The sequence below is a fragment of the Leptolyngbya sp. CCY15150 genome, from assembly GCF_016888135.1.
Classification (GTDB): Bacteria; Cyanobacteriota; Cyanobacteriia; order RECH01; family RECH01; genus RECH01.
In genome coordinates this window covers 207,530-230,242 of sequence record NZ_JACSWB010000278.1, presented here as the reverse complement: position 1 = coordinate 230,242, position 22,713 = coordinate 207,530, and the positions used below count along the sequence as shown (strand labels likewise).

Genomic DNA, 22,713 nt, shown 5'->3' with positions numbered 1-22,713 from the left:
GCTTAGAAGCGCAGACCGACTCCGCCCTGGAGAGATGCAGCTGTGCCACCGCCTTCTTCATAGGCGTCAAACGCAATGATGGCATTACCAAAAAGCACTAAGCGGCTATAGGGCAAGCTGTAGTCTACGCCGGGCTGAATCACGAAGGCAGTTTGGTTGCCAATAGGGGATGTATCGCCATCGCTGCCGCCATCTTGGAAGGCAATGCCTGCACCAATATAGGCATCGGTCTGCCAGTTGAGGGGTATATCGTAGGAAACCGTCGGCACAATAGCGGTTGTGCTACCAAGGGTCAGCACCTGCCCGCGCACGGAGATGGGCAGCTCCAAAATGTTGTAGCGCACTGCAATCACGGCTGCCGATTCACGGCTCTCGTCAAAGACCGTAGTGTCGCCGTCCGTAAGACCAAAGGAGCCGCCAATACCCACGTAGCTGCCATAGGCAGGCTGGGCAGATGCTGGCTCAGCCATACCAATGGTCACCGCGATCGCCGCCGCACCAAGGGCGATCGCCCCTCCACGAGTTATCCCAGCTAGTTGTCTATTCATCCCCAATCCTCCTGTCGGTGTTGATCACCACCCCAGAGCATGACATCCAAGGGGTAGACCCATGGTCAAAAATTCTTCGTGCCTGTAATCCTAAACATTGATTGCCAAAACGACAACCTGATCGACTGTGCAACCAAGGACTAAATTCCTATAGTCCCCATCCACCATAGGCCCATACAAACATTGCCCGCCCTGACACAGATGTCGGGGCGGGTCATGATACTTGAGCACATTGATGCATCTAGGTTAACGTTAGCCTCCGTCCACATGGAGCATGGGCACCGGGTGAACCGCCAGGGTTCTACAAATTCAGAGGCTTAGTCCCTAGAACCGAGATTGACGGCGACGTTGCTTACGACGGGCCAGCGCCTTCCGCTTACGCTTTTCGATCGGTGTTTCAAAGTGACGATTCTTCCGCATATCTGGAAAAATGCCCGCTTGAGAAACCTTACGCTTGAAGCGTCGTAGCCCTGACTCTATACCTTCATTTTCGCCCAGAATTACTTGGGTCATACTATTTCCTCAATCAATACATCAACATCAAAGGTGCCAACCTGACGACCTATTGCAGGCTGCCAGATCGACCTAACTATACTTTAACGGTAGTCCACAACTGCAACCCATGCACTCCTAAATGGATTGGCTGAAAGACTCATCTGCTCTCACCAACCTGCGCATTTTTGTGAACTGACTTGCTTTGCAAACGTCTTGGAGTAACCGGCGTATAGCTCAGTGATGGGGAGCTATACTCGCCGCGTCTATCTAAACCCAAACCAAACTCACTGAATCAGACTAAACGTGAGAGCGCAGGGTAAAGTGTTGTGCTCTTGACCCTGCTGCTCATCACGATCAACGAATACTAGAGATTGCTTGTTGGCAATTCAGATGCGATTAGTAGCTACGGCTGTTGTTCCAGCCACCACGGCTTCCACCGCCGCCGCCACCACTGCGGTTATTTTCACGGGGCTTCGCCTTGTTGACCCGCAGATCGCGGTTCATCCATTCAGCGCCGTCCAAGTCTTCGATAGCAGCGTTTTCTTCTTCGTCTGTTCCCAGCTCGACAAAAGCAAAACCTCTAGGACGACCTGTCTCACGGTCGGTGGGCAGATGAACGCGCTTCACCGTCCCATATTCTGCAAAAATTTCAGACAGGTCTTCCTGTGTAACATCATAAGAGAGGTTACCAACGTAAATTGACATTCAGCATCTCCAAATCAAAGGTGTTTGTAGAGAATTAGATTCGGAGACAACAGCACGTAAACCAATGAGTTATACCCGAAAATAATTACCAAATTAACCCTAGCACACAACCCCCAAATCATGGTGATCTTTAGATCAATTACGCTGTTGGCATGACGTCAGAGGCGTGATCGATCCAAGACGGAACAGTGGTCAGCCTGAGTTCAGCGCCCTATCCAACCCGGACAATCACCCTAGGCTTAAACCACACCTGATGAGCAGCCCATCTAATGGATAGCTTTGATGCGTTACGCTATCTCACGCATCAAAGCCTGGCGAGACGGTGCGTTACGGCTGCGCCTAACAGCACCCTACTGGTACAACACTGCGGAGAAGAGAAGGTTTTAGGATGAACTCCCGCACCTTTGACCCACGAGGGATTAGGACTTGGACAGCTTGCTCTGCAGGGCTTCAATATAGTTGTCAATTTTATGGTCTTTGAAGCGTCGAGATAGAAACTGCCAGCCAAACCGAGATCCTAAACGGTACTCATGGTCTGTATGAACGTAGCCTTGCCAGGGTCTGGGTAGGGCTGGCACCATGTCCATGCCGTAGATAAACCGATAGCTTTGGGGTACTCGACGACTGAAGGACTCTTGAAAGTTGCGGTTACCGACGCGGGGCGCACCAAAGCTGTAGAGTTCAATGCTGCTTATCTTACTTTCGAAGTTATATTGAATATCGACAGCACAGAGCGTTGCGATCGCTCCCCCTAGGCTATGCCCGGTCACAATAACTCGGGGTGGGGCGGCGGTGATGTGGTCGTTGAGGTATTGGTGTATGGCCGGTCGGATCTTCTCAGCCATATAAGCCTTCACAAACCCAGAGTGCATCATCGACCCCGATGAACTGCCTTCTGCATAGGGATAGGTCTTCTCCTGTTCCTCCACAATTTCCCCTTGAATCACCTCTTGCTTGAACTCAGCAACGGTGGGACTGAAGCTGCGGTTGATGTCCCAGTCTTTTTCATGGGAGCTGCCGCGAAACACGATATGGATGGTTGAAGCATCTGAATCAACGATCACGGCTCCTTGGGTATCGGTGCTTGGATCGTCTAATACATAGTAGGGGTGAGTTTTCTCAAATCCATTGAGACGCGGGCTAGCAAAGTCTTCATAAATGTCTCTGGATAAGAGCGCACAGGTGACGGCTTGGGCATAGTCTAGGTCTACCATAGTCTCTAGCTCTTGATAGGGGGACAGCATGGGTATCGATGCAGAAGAAGATCCCTGAGTAGTTGCAGAACGCCGGGGGCGATATTAATCTCTCGTCAGAAAATATCTGAAGATATCTTGAGTTTCAACAGGATGGGGCGAGATTCCGGATGGCATAGGCCATGACAGAACATTGGAGATAGGGTTTGTGTTTGATTCCATCATCTGTTTCCCTTGAGCCATCCAGTCTATGACTGTGCAGGAATTCACGTCTCGTAGCTTTGTCTTTACTGCTCGACCTTGGTTGCTATGGATCTTGAGTGGTGCTTGGGTCACCATGGGCTTGATCATCATGGTGCTGTTAGGGCAATCATCACGGCTGATGTGCGATCGCACGGAACAAGGGGATGGCTTTTGCGCACTCACCCAGGCCAACCTACTCCGCTCCAGCACGATCTACTTCCCCGTGGATCACCTGCAAACGGTGCAGCTTTATCCACCCCAGGCCGTCTCAACCCCCAGTCATGCCATTTGGCTGCATATGGGCGATCGCTACCTTCCCATCCAGATCTACGCTACGCTCAACGACCGAGAACGACTGGCGATCGCCGGACGCATCCAGCGATTTCTCTACAATCCAGACCTGCGATCTTTAGAATGGGTCAGCGATAACCGCTGGTTTGCCTATGGCGTTGGCTGGGCCCTGGCCCTGATGGGCATTTCCCTGAGTGTGCTCTATGGCAAGGTAGTGACCGGCACCTTTGATAAGCAAACTGGGCAGTTTACCTTGCGCCAGCAGGGCGTATGGCAGAAACAGCAGCAAACCTATCCCCTGGCGGCGATCGCCGCCGTCCAGCTTGAAACCTCCGATGGCAGTGCTGGTTCAGTCTATCGAGTCTGTCTACGCTTTAAGTCCCAAGACCTACCGCCCGATGTGCCCACCTACCTGCCCCTCACCCCCTACTACGGCATTGGGCGAGCTGAACATGAAGGCTTGATGCAGCAGATCCAATCTTTTTTGAACCGCTCCTATTGATGCGATCGCGTCCCATACATCAATAGGGATTTCTGATTAATACAACCTATGGATTGTTTAAGGATTCGATCAATCCAGACGTTGGATGTTCATCTAGGATCAAACCATTAAATATTGAGTTTCTTGAAGCGTTACCGATATTTTAGGCACAGACTTAGACCTAAAAACGTTAGATTTTGTTGAAAGATATTAACTTTTACAAGCGTTGAACGATCTCGTTTAGATCCTGGATAGATCTCTAATCCTAGCTTAAGCGATTAAGGACGCGATCGCCACCCTTTAATCGATAGCCAGATCACAGGCTCATCAACGGTTTAGACGCTAACCTAATCCATTAAGAAACATAACTAATTTTCCACTCGATTTAGGTTGCGTTAGGCTTTAGAAGCAATTCAAAAACTCTTAATCATTATCATTTTTGGAGCACACTATGATGAGAGTGGGGTGATTAAGGATTGAGTTTATTCCGCCTCAAAAGACAAGTCCACAATCATCTCATCATCTGTTGTTAATAGGCTGTTATAAAAGCCAGAGGAATACACTTATGGTTAACCTACCATTCGCATCAAGAAGTGATTCCGGACATACCAAAGACAATGCATTGATTCTTTGGTTTGAAGAGGTTGGCATTGCAGATATTCCGTATGTAGGCGGGAAAAATGCCTCCCTAGGAGAGATGATCCAGCAGCTCATGCCCAAAGGGGTGAGTGTTCCCACAGGCTTTGCCACGACAGCCTATGCCTTCCGCTACTTCATTGAAAAAGCTGGGCTGAAGGAACAACTGCGATCGCTCTTTTCTGATCTCGATGTGGAAAACATGCCCAACCTGCGGGAACGCGGTCAGCAAGCCCGAGGTTTGATCTTAAATACGCCCTTTCCAAAGGATCTCGAAGAAGCGATCGCCCTTGCCTACCTGCGCCTCTGTGAACGCTATGGCGTCAATGGTGAATTGTGCGATCGCTTTGAAGGAGAAGAACGGGAAGCCTGCCGACGCTACAGCAGCGATGTAGACGTAGCAGTACGCTCCAGCGCCACCGCCGAAGACTTGCCCGATGCTAGTTTTGCTGGACAGCAAGAAACCTATCTGAATGTCCATGGCGTCAAGGGCGTGCTGGAATCCTGCCACAAGTGCTTTGCCTCTCTGTTTACCGATCGCGCCATTTCCTATCGCACCATCAAGGGATTTGACCACTTTGAAGTGGCGCTCTCCGTGGGCGTGCAAAAAATGGTGCGGTCTGACCTAGCCTCCTCGGGCGTGATGTTCTCCATCGATACCGAAACAGGTTTCAAGGATGCCGCTCTGGTGACCGCAGCCTACGGTCTGGGCGAAAACGTGGTGCAGGGTGCTGTCAACCCTGACGAATACTTTGTCTTCAAGCCCACCCTCAAGCAAGGCTTTAGACCCATTCTTGAAAAACGCTTGGGCAGCAAAGAAATCAAGATGGTTTATGACACGGGCGGCTCGAAGCTCACCAAAAATGTGACGGTGTCAGACAGTGAACGCTGTAAATATGCGATCACCGATGATGAAATTCTCAAGCTGGCTGAATGGGCCTGCATCATCGAAGATCACTACTCCAACGTCCGCGGCATGTATACGCCCATGGACATTGAATGGGCGAAAGATGGGATTACCGGCGAGCTGTTCATCGTGCAGGCCCGTCCAGAAACCGTACAGTCGCAAAAAGCTGGCAATGTTCTCCGCAGCTATCGCCTCCAGGGTACCAGCGATGTGTTGATCACCGGGCGAGCCGTGGGCGAAATGATTGGCCAGGGCGATGCCCGAGTGATTTTGGATGTCCATGGCATCGACCAGTTCAAGCCCGGTGAAGTCTTGGTGACCAACAAGACCGATCCCGACTGGGAACCGATTATGAAACGCGCCAGTGCGATCGTCACCAACCAAGGCGGACGCACCTGCCACGCCGCGATTATTGCTCGGGAAATGGGTATTCCAGCGATCGTCGGCTGCGGTAATGCCACCGGCGTCCTCAAAACTGGGCAAGCCGTGACCGTCTCCTGCTCGGAAGGGGAGGAAGGTCGAGTCTATGCCGGTCTCGTGCCCTTTGAGGTGCAGGAAACCCAGTTGGATAACCTCCCGCGCACCCGCACTCAGATTTTGATGAATGTGGGCAACCCGGATGAAGCCTTTGGGTTATCGTCCATTCCCTGTGATGGCGTTGGTCTAGCCCGCTTCGAGTTCATCATTGCCAACCACATCAAGGCCCATCCCTTAGCCCTGCTGCACTTTGATACCCTGGAAGATGAGGCTGCCAAACGCGACATTGCTGAGCTGACGGCACTCTATGACCACAAACCTGACTTCTTTGTCGATAAGCTGGCTCACGGCATCGGCATGATTGCGGCAGCCTTCTATCCCAAGCCGGTGGTCGTTCGCATGTCTGACTTCAAGAGCAATGAATATGCCAACTTGCTCGGTGGGCGGCAGTTTGAACCGTCGGAAGAAAATCCGATGATTGGCTGGCGGGGCGCATCACGCTACTACGACCCTAGCTATGCCGAAGCCTATGGGCTGGAATGTAAGGCTCTCAAACGAGTCCGGGATGACATGGGATTAACCAACGTGATTCCCATGATTCCCTTCTGCCGCACCCCAGATGAGGGTCGTAAGGTGTTGGCAGAAATGGAAAAACATGGACTCAAGCGGGGTGACAACGGTCTGCAAGTCTATGTGATGTGCGAAATTCCCAGCAATGTCATCCTCGCGGATGCCTTCAGTCAGGTGTTTGATGGATTCTCCATTGGCTCCAATGACCTGACCCAACTCACCCTTGGTCTCGATCGCGATTCATCCTTGGTGGCGCACATCTTTGATGAACGCAACGAGGCGGTGAAGCACATGGTGCGAATGGTGATTGAGGCGGCTAAACGCAACCATCGCAAGATTGGCATCTGCGGCCAGGCTCCCAGTGACTATCCAGAATTTGCTGAATTCTTGGTTGAGCAAGGCATTGACTCCATTAGCCTCAACCCAGACTCGGTGATGAAGACCCTGTTGGCGATCGCTAAGGTTGAGGAAACTCAGTCCTAGGGCCAGCATCTGGGATGGGGGCGATCGCTCCCATCCCAACTCCCTCCTCATAACATTCACAGTGGGTAAACACTATGTTTCAAAAAATTCTTGTCGCGGTTGATTGCTCTGAAATGGGGCGACATGTCTTTAACCACGCCCTATCCCTAGCGAAGCCTATCCAAGCCGAGCTACTCCTGCTGCATGTTTTAACAGCGGAGGAATCGGGTAGCCCTGATATGTTTGTCAGCCCAGGACTCAGCTACTATCCCGTGGTCAACGATGCCATGCTGAAGGTGTATCGAGAGCAATGGCAAGAATTTGAGGAACGGGGGCTGAATATGCTGCGATCGCTCTCCGATGTGGCCCAATCCCACGGCGTCACCACCACCTACCGACAAATTCCAGGTAGCCCAGGCCGGATCATCTGCTCCATGGCCGAGGAGACCGGCGTTGATCTGGTGATCATGGGACGACGAGGGCTGTCTGCCATTCGAGAAATGCTCATGGGCAGCGTCAGCAACTATGTGCTGCATCACGCACCTTGCTCCACGCTAACCATTCAAGTTCCTGAAGATGGAGCCGCAAAGCCCAGTGATGCCCAAGAAACGGCGGCCTCACGGTAGCTCTGGCTCTAGCAATACCTCCCACGGCACCATCGGATCTCGGGCGATCGCCTCCGACACGAGCACGGCACCCACTTGGTTAATGTGACTCGGATCGGCAAATAGGTCATTGCGCTGAAAGTCGGGCTGGTTTAGGTCCACGAGCGTAAACCCTTGGGCGATCGCCAACTGCCGTAGGTGTAGCTGAAACTGCTGTTCATAGCTCTGGCGCACCGGGTCAAGATAGTCTTGGCTCAGGGGCAGGTTGACGAGCACGAGGGGAATTCCTTGCTGGCGGGCATAGTTGACGATCGCCACCGAGGCTTGGGTCTGTTCTCCCTGCAGTTGGAACGGTACATAGCTACCGTCATACTGGCCTGAAACCCGGGGAAAGTCTTGATAGTAGACGGCTGGGTCAAAGCGATCGGCAATGGGTAAAAAGCCTTGAGGCGTGAGGTCAGTGGCCAGGGTTGGAGGGGCCACCGCTGCGCACCAGTCGATCGATACTTGCCAAGCATAGATTGCCTCTGAAGCCTCTGCCCCAGGGGGACAGACTTGATCTGCTTGCTCTACCGATCGCCGCAATAAGCGTGGCGATGACGGCAGCACGACACTTTGAATAGGGCGATCGCCCTCGGTGATGAGCCGCGCATAGGCCGGCGAGGCCTTGAGCCGCTCATAGGTGGCATCGGGGCGGCCGCTGTTAAACGCACGGGAACCATCCCCCCAAATCACCAAGCGCGGCAGATGCTCTGGATCCAGTACCTGCCGAAAAATCACGTCTACAACCTTGGCTGTAGCGCCGTTGATGCTGAAGTTGTAGACCGATACCTCGCCCCAGCCTTCATCCTGCAGCGTCGCCGCCAACACTTGGGGGTCAATTCCCTGCAGCGATCGCGAACTGCCCAGAATCAACACATCGGGCGGGCCATGGTCTGCTAGATAAGCGGTGTATTGGGCCAGTTGTTCATCCAGTCGCTGACTGTGGAAGCTAGGAAAGTCGTAGATATAGACCGTGCGCTGGCGGCGATCGCGCTGATCTGGGCCATCAATCCCCGGCTCTTGCTCCAAGCCATCTTGATCCAAGTCATCTCGATCTAAGATAGACGGAGCCGTGGAGGCAAGCGGAGTATTGAACTGAGCCGACCTTGCCAACACAGGAACACGGCTGAGCCGACCTTCACTGCCCATCATCACCAGGGCAGCGATCGCGACTCCAGCCTTACCCATCCAATGTTGCCCAATATGCCACATAGCTCTATAACGTATACCCAAACGTATACCCAACCCTGTACCAACCATACCGACTGTTCGACGAACAGCCCGTTAAACCATGCTCTATCAGCAGCTTAACCTGTTGGACTGGTCTGGGCCATCCCCTGGATGGGGAAAGATTGCTGGCGTCGATGAAGTAGGACGCGGAGCCCTGTTTGGCCCAGTGGTTGCCGCTGCCGTCATGCTTCCTGAAGCTTGCTTCGACGACTTGATTCAGCAAGGCGTCACCGATAGTAAGCAGCTTTCTGCCTCCCAGCGCACCGCCTTGGATACCCAGATTCGCCGTGTGGCAATCGCCTGTACCGTGGGTCTAGCGTCGGTTCAGGAAATCGATCGCCTGAATATTCTCCAGGCCTCCCTGCTGGCCATGCAGCGGGCCATTATGCGCCTGTCCCCCACCCCTGAGCTATGCCTGATTGACGGCAACCGTAAAATTTCCACCCTCACCCTGCCGCAGCACACGATCATTCAAGGCGATCGCACCTGTCTAGCGATCGCCGCCGCTAGCATTGTCGCCAAAGTATGGCGAGATCAGCTGATCACCCGCCTTGACGCTCGATATCCAGGCTATGGTCTCGCCGCTCACAAAGGCTACGGCACCGCCAAGCATCGCCAAGCTATCCAGACCCTGGGCATTTCTCCCCAACACCGTCGATCCTTCCGCCCCTGCCAACCGCTCTCATCAGATGCTGGTTCTACATCGGGTCATCTAGAACCCAGCAGTAACCCATTAGAGATACTGCCGCCAAACCCCAACTAAAACACCCTGCAACTGTACAGCATCGGCGGGTACATGAATGGGCTTGTAGTTGTCGTTCGCTGCTTCTAGGGTGACGTGGTTATCGCGGCGATAAAAATGCTTGAGAGTGTTGCCAAAGCCTTCTACCCGAGCGGCCACAATGGTGCCATCTTTGATGCGATCGGGTTCAAACACTGGGCGCATGATCACGATATCTCCATCGGCGATCATGGCGTTGATCATACTGTCGCCCGTGACCCGCAGAGCGTAGTCTTTATGCTTGAGCTGAACGCCGGAAATGTCGAGATGTTCTGCTTCTGCGTCGTCGGTAACGGGTTCAATCAAGCCCCCAGCGGCGATCTCACCCATAATCGGCACGCCAGGATTCAGCGACTTGAGGATGCGAATTGTGCGGGCTTTGCCCTCCGTCCAGTCGATGTACCCTTTGTTGCGCAGGTGCTCTAGACGACTCTGGATAGGAGCGGGCGATCGCAGCCCCATGGCTCGCATCATCTGACGGATGGATGGGGAATGCTGGTTCTCGCGGATGTAGTCGATCAGCCAGTCGTATAACTGTTGTTGGACTTCTGTCAGGGCTTCCATGACCTTCTCAGCCTCTCAAAGGAATAGGGCGGACACTATGATCCATAAGAACAACTGTACCAACAAAACACCCGTATTGTCTAGGATTTTTCCTGAGGGCGAGGGAAGAAAGGGTTAGACGCAGGCACTGAGAAAGGTGGAATCGGCGGATGGGCTAAGGTCTCGGCAGATCGGAGCGACATCGTTTCAGAGCTGGGGTTAGCCGGTGGTGCAGATGGCGTCACAGATGGCGTCACAGATGGCGTCACAGGCGGTGTCACAGATGGCGTCACGGATGAAGACGAGGACAGCGTTGACCTGCGCTGGATATTGGAGGCGATCGCCAACAAAATGCCCCCAGCGATCGCCAACGGCAGCGGCAGCGAGACCTCTTTCACCATTTGGTACACCTGGGTAGCCAGGAAAAATATCAGAAAACAAACCGTCCAAATTTGCATGGAATTAACGAGGTAAGGCGAGCAACAGGTCTAGGAAACTGCCCGTGATGATACTGCAAGATCCATGAAATGTCTTCTCAGAACCCAGTCTTCTCGAAACGATGGGTTTCCAGACATCTGCTCAACTGCCTTGTCTAGCGGCCAACGTCCCGTTCATCTCAAGCTAATGCCTCCCGAGCCGCGATCGCTTCCCCAGGAGCATCACTAAACACAGCATCCACACCCAGCCGAAAAAACTGCTGATACTCCTGGCGAGGAGTGGCGTAGGCCGGATGGAGAAACTGCGGCTCGTTGCGAAAGGTGTAGGGATGAACCCAGAGGCCGCAGGCATGGGCGCGGTTTACGACGTCTGTGGGCGACAGCAGTTGACCAGCATCCGTGGGATGGCTGGGCACAATCCAGCGTTTATCGGGGCCAATCCCCTGGGCATACTGGGCGATCGCGGCCAATCCCTCCGGGGTCAGCAGGTCAGCATAGGGGCGATCGCTGTCTACCTGGATCTCCGTCGCTTGGCCAATGAGCTGAATCAGCGGCAACGCCGTCAGCGATCGCAGATCCTGTAAATTCTGGGTTTCAAAGGACTGAATGCAGATGCGATCGTCAGGATGTCCATAGCCATAGTGGGTCAGCCCTTGGAGGAGCGGAGCTTCGATAGGCAGACCCATGGATTGAAAATAGCTGGGATGCTTGGTTTCGGGATAGATGCCGATGGTGCGCCCGGTCGTTTGCTCTGCTTGGCGCACTAAGATTAGGATCTCCTCCCAGGTGGGAATCTGAAACTGATCGTTAAAGCTCTGATCCCGAAACGGGAGTCGTTCCCGCACCCGCAGGGTTTTCAGTTCCGCCAGGGTGAAATCTTCGGTGAACCAGCCCGAGCAGGTCTGGCCATCGATCTGTTTAGTGGTGTAGCGATCGCTAAACTCAGGGCGATCGCCAACGTCGGTGGTATCAATCAGGTTATTTTCATGGCGAGCCACCAACACCCCATCGCGGGTAGGCACCAGATCCGGCTCTACGTAATCTGCCCCCAGAGCGATCGCCAGCTCATAGGCCGCTAAGGTATGTTCGGGGCGATCGCCACTCGCACCTCGGTGGGCAATCACCAGCGGCGGTGTTCCGTTTAGGGTCATCCAAGCAGCCATGACAGACCTGACATCAACCTTGAGTCGTGGAAATCTACTAGAAATCTATCCCATCGGTGCAAAACTGGGGCATGATTCCGCTATGATTAAGTCTCAGCGCTAGACGTTAATTTAGCGTTAAGCTCAGGACAGCGATCGCCTTCCAACTTTGTCATTTCTTAGTCACAACTTTTATTTGACAAATGAGTTTGGAATCGGCATAATCAAGATCGCCCTTAAGAAAGAGCGACCCATATAGGGGACTGTAGTTCAATTGGTTAGAGCACCGCCCTGTCACGGCGGAAGTTGCGGGTTCGAGCCCCGTCAGTCCCGTTAAACTGAAGAAGAAAACCAAGAGAGCTAATTCTGGCTCTCTTCTTTATTGGTATATGAGAATTGGTATATGAGATCATCAGGGATCTTGAGAAAGATCTTGGGTGGGCTGCCGCTCAGCCCCTACTCCTGCTGATCTCTTGGGGGTGGGGATGGGCCAGCCGACGGTGTCTCCTGAGCGTTGAACGCGACGGTTCAACGCTGCGATCGCCCCCATATGGTATGAATTCAATGTTGTTCCACAAGTGGTTGGTGTATGACAGTTCGCGTTCGTATTGCCCCTAGTCCTACGGGAAATTTGCATATTGGTACGGCTCGCACGGCCGTTTTTAACTGGCTCTTTGCCCGCCACCACGGGGGGCAGTTCATCCTGCGTATTGAAGACACTGACCTAGAGCGATCGCGACCCGAATTTACCGAGAATATTCTGGAGGGTCTCGCCTGGCTAGGGATGACCTGGGATGAAGGCCCCTTTTACCAAAGCCAGCGGCTGGATCTCTACCGTCAAGCCATCCACAGCTTGTTAGACCAGGGATTGGCCTACCGCTGCTATTGCACCCCGGACGAACTCGATGAGATGCGGGCTAAGCAAAAGGCCCGAGGCGATGCCCCTCGCTACGATAACCGCCATCGCCACCTCACGCCTGAGCAGGAAGCAGCCTTCCTGGCCGAGGGTCGCCAGCCAGTGATTCGCTTCAAAATTGACGACGATCGCGAGATTGCCTGGACAGACTTGGTGCGGGGCACAGTGACCTGGAAAGGACGTGACCTCGGCGGCGATATGGTGATTGCCCGCGCGGCCTCCCAAGACGATATTGGTCAACCGCTGTACAACCTAGTAGTGGTGCTCGATGACATCGACATGGGCATCACCCACGTGATTCGCGGAGAAGACCACATTGGCAACACGCCCAAGCAAATTTTGCTCTACGAAGCCCTCGGCGCTACCGTGCCGGAGTTTGGCCATACACCCCTAATCTTGAACCAAGCGGGGGCAAAACTATCGAAGCGGGATGGCGTTACGTCTATCTCCGATTTTCAGGCCATGGGCTACACCGCCGAAGCCTTGGTGAACTACATGACCCTGCTCGGCTGGTCGCCGCCGGATGCCACCCAGGAACAGTTTCTCCTGGCAGAGGCCGCTCAGCAGTTTAGTTTTGACCGGGTCAACAAGGCCGGCGCAAAGTTTGACTGGGATAAGCTCAACTGGCTGAACAGTCAATATCTCCACGCCATGCCCAGTGAAGACTTGGTGCAGGGTTTGGTGCCCTACTGGCAACAGGCAGGCTACGCCGTTGATCTGGCAGGCGATCGCCCTTGGTTGGAGCAAGTCGCCACCCTAGTAGGGCAAAGCCTCGTCCGCCTCAGCGACGCCACCGACATGACCCGCTATCTGTTTGATGCCGACCTGCCCCACGACGAGGAAGCGATCGCCCAGCTCCAGCAGGCAGGCGTGGCCGATCTGCTAGCAGCGGTGCAAACCTTGCTGGCAGAGCAAACCGTACCCCTCACCGAAGACAGCGCCAAAGATATCGTCAAGCAAGCCACCAAGGCCGCTGGGGTGAAAAAAGGATTGGTGATGCGATCGCTGCGGGCGGCCCTCACCTGCGCCATGCATGGCCCCGACCTGATCCAGTCTTGGGTCTTGCTCCATGCCAAGGGTGTCGATCAAGCTCGGTTAACCGCAGCCCTAGGGATCGCCCAGGCTGGGTAGTCTAACGTCCACCTGCGGGTTGGCTAAGATAGCGGCATGGAACATTTCGGCAGGTCTGACCATCGTGGTCAAGGAGCCTCGTTCCAGCCCGTCGTCATTCTCCACCCGCCTATGCACCCCCGCCCTATCCTCACCTTCGGCGCGATCGCTGCCCTCATGCCCCTGTGGGTATCCTCAGGAGCGATCGCCCAAGCTCGCCCTAATCCTGTGGTCTACAGTTCCGGCGTCACCCTGTTTGAAGACATCACCCTCACCCCCAATTTCACCCCCAACCCCGCCACCGTTCGGGGGCTGAGCGGCGGTAATCAGGCCGCCAGTGATATGGTTCAAAGTACCCAAAGCTCCACGGGTCTATGCAACGGCTTCATCAACGACCAGCCCGACCACACCATGGTGCTCACCCAGCCATTTCCCTACCTCAGCCTGCAAGTGCAGAGCCGGCAAGACACGACCCTGATCGTCCGTGATCAAGATGGCAATACCTGGTGCAACGATAATTACCAAACCTTCAGCCCCGCCATCATTGGCGAATGGGCGGCAGGCACCTATCGCATCTGGGTAGGCGGCATCTCACCCCGTCAGTCTGCTCCCTACGTGATTACCTTGAGCGAAACACCGGAAACCGCCGCCAATCCTGTGAGCCCTTCCACGATCCCGCAACTCCAGCGCTAATCCCTACCGTCTTCCCGATGCTCACCTGCGGGTAACCTGAGTTCGGGATAAGCTGAAAGCCTTATTCTCTCGTGGACTGAGAGCTTGATTCTTTCGTCCAACAAGCTGGAAAATCCCCTTAACCCGAATTGACGTTGCGGGTAGAGCGCTGCTGCAAACACTCAAATCTGGCTGCCCAGCACCATCCCCGCCAGCAGCCAAAATCCCAGTCCCACATTTTGGCGGAACACCTGACCATAGAGGGACGGGTGGGGCTTCGTGCGGCGCAGTTCCCAATAGTGCCAAGCCCAAACCGGCAGGGTCAACACCCAGGTGATCCAGAACAGAATACCCAAAGACAGCATCCAGCCCGTGATCCCCAGCAGTATAGCCGCGCCAGCAAAAAAGATGCCCACCGCTGCCGCCGCCCGCGATCCAAAAAATAGGGCACTCGATCGCACCCCAATGCGCCGATCATCCTCCCGATCCGCCATGGCATAAACCGTATCAAAGCCCAGCGTCCACAGCACCGTAGCGCCCCAGAGCGGCCACACCGCTGGCTCTAGCCCCGCCGTCACCGCACTCCAGCTAATCAACACCGCAAAGCCCCAGGCAATGGACAACACCAATTGGGGAATAGGAAACACTCGCTTGGCGGAGGGGTAGAACAAAATGACCGGCACCGCCGCCACACAAAGCCAAAAGCTAAACGGATTGAGGTATAGCGATAGGCCCCAAGCGCAGACAAGCGACACCAGCAAGACCCCGATGCCGGTTTGAATCGACAGGGCACGGGACGCTAGGGGGCGATCGCGCGTTCGGCTCACCTTCGGGTCAATATTGCGATCCCAGAGATCATTGACCACACAGCCCGCCGCGCTGGTGGCCAAGCTACCTAGAATAATCACCCCCACCAAGGGCCAAGGCGGTAACTGTCCTGGAACTTGGCGATGGGCTGCCAGCACCACCGCCCACAGGGCAGGGATCATTAAGATCAAGCGGCCGGTGGGTTTATCCCAGCGCAGCAGCCGAAGGATGGCTTTCCACGTGGATTTATTCGACGGAGGTTGGTGGGGTTGCTGGGGTTGCTCGGTCAGCATAGGAGTTGATACAGGAACAATGGTGAATGATGCGGCCCGATCGAAAGGTCAAGGCAGCCAGCCCTACATTCCAGGGAGCGATCGCCCCCTAGGATATACGTTTAGGCTCACTGTCTAGCATATCGCTGCGTTCAAATCCTGTCTTGCCACCCTAAAATATTGCTGCTTAGGATACATTTTAGCTATTCCATCTATGTGAAATTATGGAAAAAACCAGCGATCGCCCCAGGCGAGTTGAGTAGAATGAGGGAGACTCCGGCTCAAGCAGTATAGACGGGTGTCACGGTGCAGGGGGTCGCGATCGCCAGATAGTCTTACCATCTAGGCTTCAAGAACCGGGTTAACCGTTGTTGTACAACAGGCAGCCCCAACCCCAGTGGTCATCCATACACATCATCGTCCAGCATGAGTCACCCAACAAACGCTGGCACGCCCGCCTTCAGATCTAGCTTTAGCACCTAAGCTACCCTTGAAACACTACAGAGGTAGCTAGGGTTGCGCCGCGTCCTCTTACGAAAACGCTTCCTCCTTGTGTTCTCTACCGAACGTTTCATTCTCAGCGTCGTACCATCCATCGGTCTTACTTGACTCTTGACGCGCAGCATTCCACCTGCTGGCATTAACTGATCCTGAGTCTGGCAACCTTGCTGACAATAAGAATGATTCCGCCTTCAGGTCTGCTGGCATGAGTGCTCATGCATCATCATGATCCAGCTATCTGAACCCATCATTCAGGGTGACCAACGTTTCTACATGTATTTGAACTATGGACGAAGCTAGGGGTCTTGCATCTTCGTGTTTTCAAACCCACCTTTATCACGAAAGCATTCCAGTGTTACCGCCAGTTGTCAACGAAGGGAAAATCTTCCCTTTCAAGTTTTGGTTTAACAGCACCGTTCAAGATGGCATGTACCATCAAAACGAGCTGTTCTATCGATTACACACCACGCCGCTCCATCTACGAGCCCAGCTCTATCACTATGCTTGTAGGTTAGGGCAGCGGGATAATGTCATGGTTACCGCATCCGATACCCATTGCAGTATTTGGGTGAGTTTGCGCAGCCCTAGCGTCACCGCGCTGACCCTGCGGCGGCAACCGTTACCAGCCTTCCTGCAGCCCGATAGCCAGCTAGACAGTTCATCCGAACGCATGGTCTAGTTCCTCTGGTCTACTTCCTCCAGCGTTTCTTGCTTCAAGAAGAGTACCTAGGATGTATCTTGCAATTCTTAAGCGTCTGCTTTAGTGTCAATTATGTTCGAATCCTTAGGAAACATGACCCTCGTCATTAGGTGAGTAGTTTGCTCCTGCCTGGTATATGCTCTAGCCAACATCGTTGAGTCTGGTGTTTTGAGGTGTCATGATGGATTTTGACGTTACACAAAAAGATAGGAGCTTGGAGACTATGGTGGAAGAAACAGAACAAACGACCGTTGATGTTGATGTTGACATCAATGGTGAGCAGTCGGGTGATTTGGCTCAGCTTACTGCTTCGGCGTCTAATGAGTCTCAAGAACAGTGGCAAGACATCGTTGACAAGGTGTCGGCATTTCTCGCAGATTTGCCCGCCTATTTGAGCGAATTTTTTGGGGAATACAAGCGCCCCATTATTACCGTAGGCATCATCACTGGCTCGATCGTTTCGGTCAAGCTGGTTCTAGCTGTGCTAGGTGCCATTAATGATATTCCTTTACTCTCCCCACTTTTTGAGTTGGTCGGGTTGGGATATTCCGCTTGGTTCGTCTACCGTTATTTGCTACAAGCCTCCAGCCGCAAAGAATTGGCGGAGGATTTCACCAGCTTAAAAGAGCAGGTGCTAGGACAAACCTCAATGAAGTGAGGGTGTCGAGATTGAATCCATGAGTTGCCTGCGTCGAGGGAAACAACTTCAGACAGGTAGCTCATCGTTTAACCATAATCGTTCAACAATCGTTCAACCCAAAAAGAGGGGTGTTGCAATGTAAGCAACATCCCTCTTTCCATGAGCAGATCCTACGAGCCAATATCCCATCGGCTAGAACATGTTGCCGGGGATCCGAGCATCTTCCGCTGTCACCATCGATGGGTACGCCGCCGGGAAGAGGACAAGGACGGCCTTGGCGATGATAAGAGCATGATCGGTAGCTGTTCTTCTAGGATGGCGATCGCCCCTAGTTGAACCTTTCTCATCAACCGCCGCTTTTTTTGGCGCGATAGCCTAGCTTACTCAAGGCCTGCAGCAGCATATCCCCATGATCCCCCTGGATTTCCAGGGTATTGTCTTTCACCGTTCCCCCCGCACCACATTGAGACTTCAGGGTTTTGAGCAGAGTGGCGAGGGTAGCAGGGCTGGATTGAAAGCCGCTGACGATGGTGACCGTTTTGCCCTTGCGGCCTTTGCGCGAAGCTTGGATGCGCAGATCTTGCTGCTGAGGGGGCAGATCGGGAACGGCGCGTTCCGTGGCGGCGGTGTATTGGCGATCGCCAAAATCGGAATAGACCAAGCGATCGCCCTTCGCGTTGATTGGAGTATTTTTTTGCTTGCCCATCGAAAACCTTGCCTATGACGACGCCTGTCCCTATCTAGATTAGCGCGTTGCCCATCCAGTTCAACCTCTCTTGATCAGCCCAGACCCGTTAGCGTTGCCAATGGATCTGTTTAGGGATCTGAATGGATTCCCTCGATGATGACCGACGGCAATACCTATCCCTATCTGGGTTAGCGCGTCACCAATCCTAATCATGCAACCTCTCGTGAATAGACCAAATCCGTCAGCGTTGCCAATGAGTCTGTTTAGGGATTCGAATTGATCTCCTAGGTCATTCAGGGGCGATCGCCGCTATGGTAGGGCTAGGGGGCAGCGATCGCCCCTTATGAAAGAGTCTTCCCAAGGTTAGAAAAACTTATGTTTAGGATCACTATAACTAATGTGACAAACTTTGTCGCATCATAGACATAGGTAAAAACTCTTATTCAAACCCTTAATGACAAGCTAGGAGGTTACAGATGGTCGCTGTAGTAAACCCAGTTCAAAAACGATTGACCACCCAGACCGCAGAGATTGCGCCCGATACCGTGACGATTCGCTCCTTAGACTGGGATCGCGATCGCTTTGATATTGAGTTTGGCTTACAAAACGGCACCACCTACAACTCATTCATCATCTACGGTGACAAGACCGCCCTGGTCGATACCTCCCACGAAAAGTTTCGGGATCTCTACCTCGATACCCTCAAGGGAGCTGTCGATCCATCCACCCTTGACTACCTGATTATTAGCCACACCGAGCCCGATCATAGCGGTTTGGTGCCCGATATTTTGGCCCTCGCCCCCGACATTACCGTGGTGGGTTCTAAGGTAGCGCTACAGTTTTTAGAAGGTCTGACCCATACACCGTTTAAGCAAAAGATTGTCAAAAACGGCGATACCCTAGACTTGGGTAAGGGGCATGAACTGCAGTTCGTTATGGCTCCCAACCTACACTGGCCCGACACCATCTTTACCTACGATGGCGGCACCCAAACGCTGTTCACCTGCGATGCCTTTGGGATGCATTTCTGCAGCGATGCTACCTATGACGAAAATCTAGCCACCATCGAAGCCGATTACCGGTTCTACTACGAATGCCTGATGGCCCCCAATGCTCGCTCGGTGCTGTCGGCGATGAAGCGCATGGCGGATCTGGGCGAGATTAAGCAAATTGCCACGGGGCACGGCCCGCTGCTCTACCACAACGTGCAGGAACTCACCCGTCGCTACAAGGAATGGAGCCAGGCCAAAACCAAGGCGGAGACCACCGCAGCGGTCTTCTACGTATCGGACTATGGCTATAGCGATCGCCTCTCCCAAGCGATCGCCCGGGGGATTACCAAAACCGGCGTGGCCGTAGACATGATGGATCTACGGGTAGCCGATCCCCAGGAAGTGAACGAGTTGGTGAGTATGGCATCTGCCTTGGTGATTGCCGCACCGCCTAGCTCTGGGCCCATGAGCGCCGTGGCCCGGGCGGCTATCAGCACCATCTTGGCGGCAGTTCACGATAAGCAAGTGGTGGGTTTGTTTGAATCCTACGGCGGTGATGACGAACCCGTGGATCCGCTCCTCAGCCGCTTTAAGGAACTGAATCTCACCGAGGCCTTCCCCGCCATTCGGGTGAAAGACGTGCCCTCCGAGCAAATCTACCAGCTCTGTGATGAAGCCGGTACTGACCTCGGACAGCTCCTCAGCCGCGATCGCAAAATCAAGAAAGTGAAAGCGATCGACAATGAGCTAGAAAAAGCCCTCGGTCGCATCAGCACCGGGCTATACATCATCACCGCCAGCAAGAGCGAAGTCAACGGGGCGATGCTGGCCTCCTGGGTCTCCCAAGCTAGCTTCCAACCCCTAGGCTTTACGGTGGCGGTCGCCAAGGATCGGGCGATTGAATCTCTGATGCAGGTGGGCGATCGCTTTGTGCTCAATATCTTGGCGGAAGACAACTACCAGGCGCTGATGAAGCACTTCCTCAAGCGATTTCCCCCCGGTGCCGATCGCTTTGCTGGTGTCAAAACCCGCACGGCGGAGAACGGTTCGCCGATCCTTGCCGATTCCCTAGCCTACCTGGAATGTGAAGTCTCCAGCCGCATGGAATGTAGCGACCACTGGATTGTCTACAGCACCGTTAATGCAGGCAAGGTGGCCACCCCCGATGCCCAAACCGCTGTTCACCATCGCAAAATTGGTAACTATTACTAAACCCTGCCCAGTCGGTAGTCGGTGGACATCCATCCATGGGCATCCACCGACTACAACCAACCACGACCCAGCCAACGGCCTAGACCAATCACGGGAGCTAGCTTATGCCTGAAACGGTATCTCAATCTGCGATCGCCACCCATCCGCCTCGGGATGTCCAAGTGTTGGCGATCGCTGATCACACCAAAGTGATGCGATCGCGCAGTTGGAGCCGTCTGCGCTTTGAAATTGAATACGCCCTAGAACGGGGCACCACGGCCAATTCCTACTTGATCACCGCCGACCAAAGCGCCTTGATCGATCCACCGGGAGAGTCGTTTACGGCCACCTTCCTTGATGCGTTGGAGCAACGGTTTGATCTACGCCAACTCGACTACATCATCCTTGGTCACATCAACCCCAACCGAGCCGCCACCCTCAAAGTGCTGCTAGAGCGCGCTCCCCAAGCCACTCTGGTTTGTTCTAATCCAGCCGCCGTAGCTCTGAAAAATCTGCTCAGCGACACACCCCCCAACCTGCGGGTGATCAAGGGCAATGTCGATGAGGTGCTAGACCTAGGACAAGGGCATCGCCTGCAGTTTGCGCCCATTCCCACGCCGCGCTACCCCGACGGGCTCTGCATGTACGATCCCCAAACCAAGATTCACTACACCGATAAGTTCTTCGGAGCCCACATCTGCGGTGACCAAATCTTTGATGAAGGTTGGACGGCCTTTTTAGAGGATCGGCGCTACTACTTCGACTGCCTCATGGCTCCCCATGCCCGTCAGGTGACCACCGCCCTCGACAAAATGGAAGCCCTCGCGCCGATGACCTTCTATGCACCGGCCCATGGCCCCTTGGTGCGCTATAGCGCGACGGAATTGCTGCAGTCCTATCGCCAGTGGCTAACCCAGCAGCGCAGCCAAGAGATGATGGTGGCGTTGCTCTATGCCTCCGCCTATGGCAACACAGCCACCGTAGCCCAAGCGATCGCCCGAGGCATGACCAAGGCGGGCGTAGCGGTGGAATCGGTGAACTGCGAAAGCACAGAACCGGATGAAATCAAAACCATCCTAGAAAAGTGCGATGGCTTTGTGATTGGCTCACCCACCCTCGGCGGCCATGCACCCACCCAGATCCAAACGGCGCTGGGGGTGGCCCTATCCACCGTTCCCAAGGATAAGCTCACCGGCGTCTTTGGCTCCTTTGGCTGGAGTGGAGAAGCCATTGATCTCCTAGAAAACAAACTACGGGATGCGGGCTATAGCTTTGGATTTGAAACCATGCGGGTGAAGTTCAAACCCACGGATGTGGTGATCAAAACCTGTGAAGAAGCCGGCACTGACTTTGTCCAAGCGCTGAAAAAGGCTAAAAAGCGGCGATCGCCCAAGGTCTCTGCCCTGCAAAGCAGCTCCACCGTCACCCCCACAGAGCAAGCCATGGGCCGGATGGTGGGCTCCCTCTGCGTCGTTACCACCCGCCAAGGCGACCTGTCCAGCGCCATGCTGGCCTCCTGGGTGGCCCAAGCCACCTTCAGCCCCCCAGGCTTTACCGTAGCTGTGGCCAAAGACCGAGCGATCGAGTCCTTGCTCTACCCCGATCGCCCCTTCGTCCTAAATATTTTGGCCGAGAACAACTACCTAGGGCTGATGAAGCATTTCCTCAAGCCCTTCTCGCCGGGCGAAGATCGGTTCAACTCCGTTGACATCACCGAATCAGACCATGGCTGCCCCATCTTAAAAGACGCCCTGGCCTACCTAGAATGCCGGGTCGCTAGCCGGATGGAATGCGGCGACCATTGGGTGGTCTATGCCGTTGTGGAGCAAGGGCAGGTGATGAATCCGGACGTGAAAACAGCCGTACACCACCGCAAATCTGGCAACCACTACTAGTCATAACGAGGCCAGGGAATATCCTGAGCCAAGTATCCCGAAAGCACCCAGGAGAGGACGAGACGACAGTCTACGCACCCCTCCTGGGTTTCGGTTTAGGCTTTGGGCTTCATAAAGACAATGGCATGACGGTAGATCACCGTCTGTTGGTTATAGTGGTCAACCAGACATACACAGTGGGGATCTTGCCAAAGAATTTTGCCCACCAATAGGTCATCGGTGACCATTTTCAGCTCAACTTCGCTGGAATCTTTAATAAGAGATTGAATTAGACGAATGCTGGGTAGGCCCGTATCCAGTTCGGTACTCATAGGTATAGAAAGAAAGTATCCATGATCAATGCAGCAGTCATGCTCGTCTACCCTAACACGGCATTGGGAAGACAGCGTTAAGACACCATGCTACTCCTACTAGGCAGGCTTAGGAGTGCTGGTTGATCGGCTCAGACCAACACCATGGCCCCTGCGGAACAGCCCCGGGGGCGATCGCAATTATTTCCGTAGTTATAGTTTGCGATCGCTTCTCCACATTTTGACCAGAC

Annotated in this window: 21 protein-coding genes and 1 tRNA gene; 11 read left to right on the top strand and 11 right to left on the bottom strand. The window is 54.0% G+C overall.

Going from position 1 to position 22,713, the window contains the following annotated elements; all coding sequences use genetic code 11:
• Positions 1 to 2: 2 nt before the first annotated feature.
• The 4 genes from JUJ53_RS21565 to JUJ53_RS21550 form a co-directional block, all read right to left on the bottom strand.
• A complete protein-coding gene (locus JUJ53_RS21565; RefSeq protein WP_204154081.1) occupies positions 3 to 548 on the bottom strand; it encodes a hypothetical protein in 546 nt (181 codons plus the stop codon).
• A gap of 324 nt (positions 549 to 872) precedes the next feature.
• Positions 873 to 1,061 carry a 30S ribosomal protein S21 gene (rpsU, locus tag JUJ53_RS21560; RefSeq protein ID WP_204154080.1) on the bottom strand — a complete coding sequence of 63 codons (189 nt, stop codon included), beginning with the start codon at positions 1,059 to 1,061 and terminating at the stop codon, positions 873 to 875.
• Positions 1,062 to 1,439: 378 nt separating this feature from the next.
• Positions 1,440 to 1,748, bottom strand: a complete 309-nt coding sequence (locus JUJ53_RS21555; RefSeq protein ID WP_204154079.1) for an RNA-binding protein — start codon at positions 1,746 to 1,748, stop codon at positions 1,440 to 1,442.
• A gap of 419 nt (positions 1,749 to 2,167) precedes the next feature.
• Positions 2,168 to 2,992 (bottom strand): lipase family protein, encoded by an 825-nt coding sequence (locus JUJ53_RS21550; protein WP_204154078.1) that lies wholly within the window; start codon positions 2,990 to 2,992, stop codon positions 2,168 to 2,170.
• A 199-nt stretch (positions 2,993 to 3,191) separates the two neighbouring features.
• Between JUJ53_RS21550 and JUJ53_RS21545 the strand changes: the two genes are divergently transcribed.
• The 3 genes from JUJ53_RS21545 (at position 3,192) to JUJ53_RS21535 (ending at position 7,634) form a co-directional block, all read left to right on the top strand.
• Positions 3,192 to 3,977 carry a hypothetical protein gene (locus JUJ53_RS21545; protein ID WP_204154077.1) on the top strand — a complete coding sequence of 262 codons (786 nt, stop codon included), beginning with the start codon at positions 3,192 to 3,194 and terminating at the stop codon, positions 3,975 to 3,977.
• A gap of 544 nt (positions 3,978 to 4,521) precedes the next feature.
• Positions 4,522 to 7,029 (top strand): phosphoenolpyruvate synthase, encoded by a 2,508-nt coding sequence (gene ppsA / locus JUJ53_RS21540; RefSeq protein WP_204154076.1) that lies wholly within the window; start codon positions 4,522 to 4,524, stop codon positions 7,027 to 7,029.
• Between the two features lie 74 nt (positions 7,030 to 7,103).
• Complete coding sequence (locus tag JUJ53_RS21535) at positions 7,104 to 7,634, top strand: universal stress protein (RefSeq protein ID WP_204154075.1); 531 nt, start codon at positions 7,104 to 7,106, stop codon at positions 7,632 to 7,634.
• On the opposite strand, the gene JUJ53_RS21530 is transcribed toward JUJ53_RS21535, so the two are convergent.
• Complete coding sequence (locus tag JUJ53_RS21530) at positions 7,626 to 8,867, bottom strand: hypothetical protein (RefSeq protein ID WP_204154074.1); 1,242 nt, start codon at positions 8,865 to 8,867, stop codon at positions 7,626 to 7,628. The two genes, JUJ53_RS21535 and JUJ53_RS21530, sit on opposite strands and share 9 nt — an antisense overlap.
• A gap of 79 nt (positions 8,868 to 8,946) precedes the next feature.
• Between JUJ53_RS21530 and JUJ53_RS21525 the strand changes: the two genes are divergently transcribed.
• Positions 8,947 to 9,648 (top strand): ribonuclease HII, encoded by a 702-nt coding sequence (locus JUJ53_RS21525; RefSeq protein ID WP_204154073.1) that lies wholly within the window; start codon positions 8,947 to 8,949, stop codon positions 9,646 to 9,648.
• On the opposite strand, the gene lexA is transcribed toward JUJ53_RS21525, so the two are convergent.
• The 3 genes from lexA to JUJ53_RS21510 all read right to left on the bottom strand — a co-directional run bounded on the left by lexA (position 9,619) and on the right by JUJ53_RS21510 (position 11,809).
• Positions 9,619 to 10,230 (bottom strand): transcriptional repressor LexA, encoded by a 612-nt coding sequence (lexA, locus tag JUJ53_RS21520; RefSeq protein WP_204154072.1) that lies wholly within the window; start codon positions 10,228 to 10,230, stop codon positions 9,619 to 9,621. The genes JUJ53_RS21525 and lexA overlap by 30 nt on opposite strands.
• A gap of 80 nt (positions 10,231 to 10,310) precedes the next feature.
• A complete protein-coding gene (locus JUJ53_RS21515) occupies positions 10,311 to 10,667 on the bottom strand; it encodes a hypothetical protein (RefSeq protein ID WP_204154071.1) in 357 nt (118 codons plus the stop codon).
• A gap of 158 nt (positions 10,668 to 10,825) precedes the next feature.
• Positions 10,826 to 11,809, bottom strand: a complete 984-nt coding sequence (locus tag JUJ53_RS21510) for a glycerophosphodiester phosphodiesterase (RefSeq protein ID WP_204154070.1) — start codon at positions 11,807 to 11,809, stop codon at positions 10,826 to 10,828.
• Positions 11,810 to 12,047: 238 nt separating this feature from the next.
• Here JUJ53_RS21510 and JUJ53_RS21505 point away from each other — a divergent pair.
• The 3 genes from JUJ53_RS21505 (at position 12,048) to JUJ53_RS21495 (ending at position 14,507) form a co-directional block, all read left to right on the top strand.
• Positions 12,048 to 12,121, top strand: a tRNA-Asp gene (locus tag JUJ53_RS21505).
• Between the two features lie 256 nt (positions 12,122 to 12,377).
• On the top strand, positions 12,378 to 13,835 hold the full coding sequence (gltX, locus tag JUJ53_RS21500) for a glutamate--tRNA ligase (RefSeq protein WP_204154069.1): 1,458 nt from the start codon (positions 12,378 to 12,380) through the stop codon (positions 13,833 to 13,835).
• A gap of 36 nt (positions 13,836 to 13,871) precedes the next feature.
• Positions 13,872 to 14,507: a hypothetical protein gene (locus tag JUJ53_RS21495; protein WP_204154068.1), complete on the top strand. Its 636-nt coding sequence runs from the start codon at positions 13,872 to 13,874 to the stop codon at positions 14,505 to 14,507.
• A gap of 161 nt (positions 14,508 to 14,668) precedes the next feature.
• Here JUJ53_RS21495 and JUJ53_RS21490 read toward each other — a convergent pair whose 3' ends face one another.
• Positions 14,669 to 15,586, bottom strand: coding sequence for a 4-hydroxybenzoate solanesyltransferase (locus JUJ53_RS21490; protein WP_204154067.1), 918 nt, complete (start codon positions 15,584 to 15,586; stop codon positions 14,669 to 14,671).
• 832 nt (positions 15,587 to 16,418) lie between these two features.
• Here JUJ53_RS21490 and JUJ53_RS21485 point away from each other — a divergent pair.
• Together JUJ53_RS21485 and JUJ53_RS21480 are read left to right on the top strand one after the other, a co-directional pair.
• Positions 16,419 to 16,745, top strand: coding sequence for a hypothetical protein (locus JUJ53_RS21485; RefSeq protein ID WP_204154066.1), 327 nt, complete (start codon positions 16,419 to 16,421; stop codon positions 16,743 to 16,745).
• 202 nt (positions 16,746 to 16,947) lie between these two features.
• Positions 16,948 to 17,424, top strand: a complete 477-nt coding sequence (locus JUJ53_RS21480) for a CAAD domain-containing protein (protein WP_239125263.1) — start codon at positions 16,948 to 16,950, stop codon at positions 17,422 to 17,424.
• 328 nt (positions 17,425 to 17,752) lie between these two features.
• Here the strand turns inward: JUJ53_RS21480 and JUJ53_RS21475 are convergent, their stop codons facing one another.
• A complete protein-coding gene (locus JUJ53_RS21475; protein ID WP_204154065.1) occupies positions 17,753 to 18,112 on the bottom strand; it encodes a translation initiation factor in 360 nt (119 codons plus the stop codon).
• Between the two features lie 458 nt (positions 18,113 to 18,570).
• Between JUJ53_RS21475 and JUJ53_RS21470 the strand changes: the two genes are divergently transcribed.
• Positions 18,571 to 20,298: a diflavin flavoprotein gene (locus JUJ53_RS21470; protein WP_204154064.1), complete on the top strand. Its 1,728-nt coding sequence runs from the start codon at positions 18,571 to 18,573 to the stop codon at positions 20,296 to 20,298.
• A 104-nt stretch (positions 20,299 to 20,402) separates the two neighbouring features.
• Positions 20,403 to 22,172, top strand: a complete 1,770-nt coding sequence (locus tag JUJ53_RS21465) for a diflavin flavoprotein (protein ID WP_204154063.1) — start codon at positions 20,403 to 20,405, stop codon at positions 22,170 to 22,172.
• A gap of 95 nt (positions 22,173 to 22,267) precedes the next feature.
• Here the strand turns inward: JUJ53_RS21465 and JUJ53_RS21460 are convergent, their stop codons facing one another.
• A complete protein-coding gene (locus JUJ53_RS21460) occupies positions 22,268 to 22,483 on the bottom strand; it encodes an RNA chaperone Hfq (protein WP_204154062.1) in 216 nt (71 codons plus the stop codon).
• Positions 22,484 to 22,713: the final 230 nt, after the last annotated feature.

Excerpts from the sequence above, each read along its gene's own strand:
- JUJ53_RS21490 (WP_204154067.1), bottom strand. The coding sequence starts at position 15,586 with ATGCTGACCGAGCAACCCCAGCAACCCCACCAACCTCCGTCGAATAAA.
- JUJ53_RS21510 (WP_204154070.1), bottom strand. The coding sequence starts at position 11,809 with ATGGCTGCTTGGATGACCCTAAACGGAACACCGCCGCTGGTGATTGCC.
- JUJ53_RS21530 (WP_204154074.1), bottom strand. The coding sequence starts at position 8,867 with ATGTGGCATATTGGGCAACATTGGATGGGTAAGGCTGGAGTCGCGATC.
- JUJ53_RS21460 (WP_204154062.1), bottom strand. The coding sequence starts at position 22,483 with ATGAGTACCGAACTGGATACGGGCCTACCCAGCATTCGTCTAATTCAA.
- JUJ53_RS21465 (WP_204154063.1), top strand. The coding sequence starts at position 20,403 with ATGCCTGAAACGGTATCTCAATCTGCGATCGCCACCCATCCGCCTCGG.
- JUJ53_RS21480 (WP_239125263.1), top strand. The coding sequence starts at position 16,948 with ATGGATTTTGACGTTACACAAAAAGATAGGAGCTTGGAGACTATGGTG.
- JUJ53_RS21550 (WP_204154078.1), bottom strand. The coding sequence starts at position 2,992 with ATGCTGTCCCCCTATCAAGAGCTAGAGACTATGGTAGACCTAGACTAT.
- ppsA (WP_204154076.1), top strand. The coding sequence starts at position 4,522 with ATGGTTAACCTACCATTCGCATCAAGAAGTGATTCCGGACATACCAAA.
- JUJ53_RS21565 (WP_204154081.1), bottom strand. The coding sequence starts at position 548 with ATGAATAGACAACTAGCTGGGATAACTCGTGGAGGGGCGATCGCCCTT.
- JUJ53_RS21555 (WP_204154079.1), bottom strand. The coding sequence starts at position 1,748 with ATGTCAATTTACGTTGGTAACCTCTCTTATGATGTTACACAGGAAGAC.
- JUJ53_RS21545 (WP_204154077.1), top strand. The coding sequence starts at position 3,192 with ATGACTGTGCAGGAATTCACGTCTCGTAGCTTTGTCTTTACTGCTCGA.
- JUJ53_RS21515 (WP_204154071.1), bottom strand. The coding sequence starts at position 10,667 with ATGCAAATTTGGACGGTTTGTTTTCTGATATTTTTCCTGGCTACCCAG.
- JUJ53_RS21535 (WP_204154075.1), top strand. The coding sequence starts at position 7,104 with ATGTTTCAAAAAATTCTTGTCGCGGTTGATTGCTCTGAAATGGGGCGA.
- JUJ53_RS21470 (WP_204154064.1), top strand. The coding sequence starts at position 18,571 with ATGGTCGCTGTAGTAAACCCAGTTCAAAAACGATTGACCACCCAGACC.
- lexA (WP_204154072.1), bottom strand. The coding sequence starts at position 10,230 with ATGGAAGCCCTGACAGAAGTCCAACAACAGTTATACGACTGGCTGATC.
- gltX (WP_204154069.1), top strand. The coding sequence starts at position 12,378 with ATGACAGTTCGCGTTCGTATTGCCCCTAGTCCTACGGGAAATTTGCAT.
- JUJ53_RS21525 (WP_204154073.1), top strand. The coding sequence starts at position 8,947 with ATGCTCTATCAGCAGCTTAACCTGTTGGACTGGTCTGGGCCATCCCCT.
- JUJ53_RS21495 (WP_204154068.1), top strand. The coding sequence starts at position 13,872 with ATGGAACATTTCGGCAGGTCTGACCATCGTGGTCAAGGAGCCTCGTTC.
- rpsU (WP_204154080.1), bottom strand. The coding sequence starts at position 1,061 with ATGACCCAAGTAATTCTGGGCGAAAATGAAGGTATAGAGTCAGGGCTA.
- JUJ53_RS21475 (WP_204154065.1), bottom strand. The coding sequence starts at position 18,112 with ATGGGCAAGCAAAAAAATACTCCAATCAACGCGAAGGGCGATCGCTTG.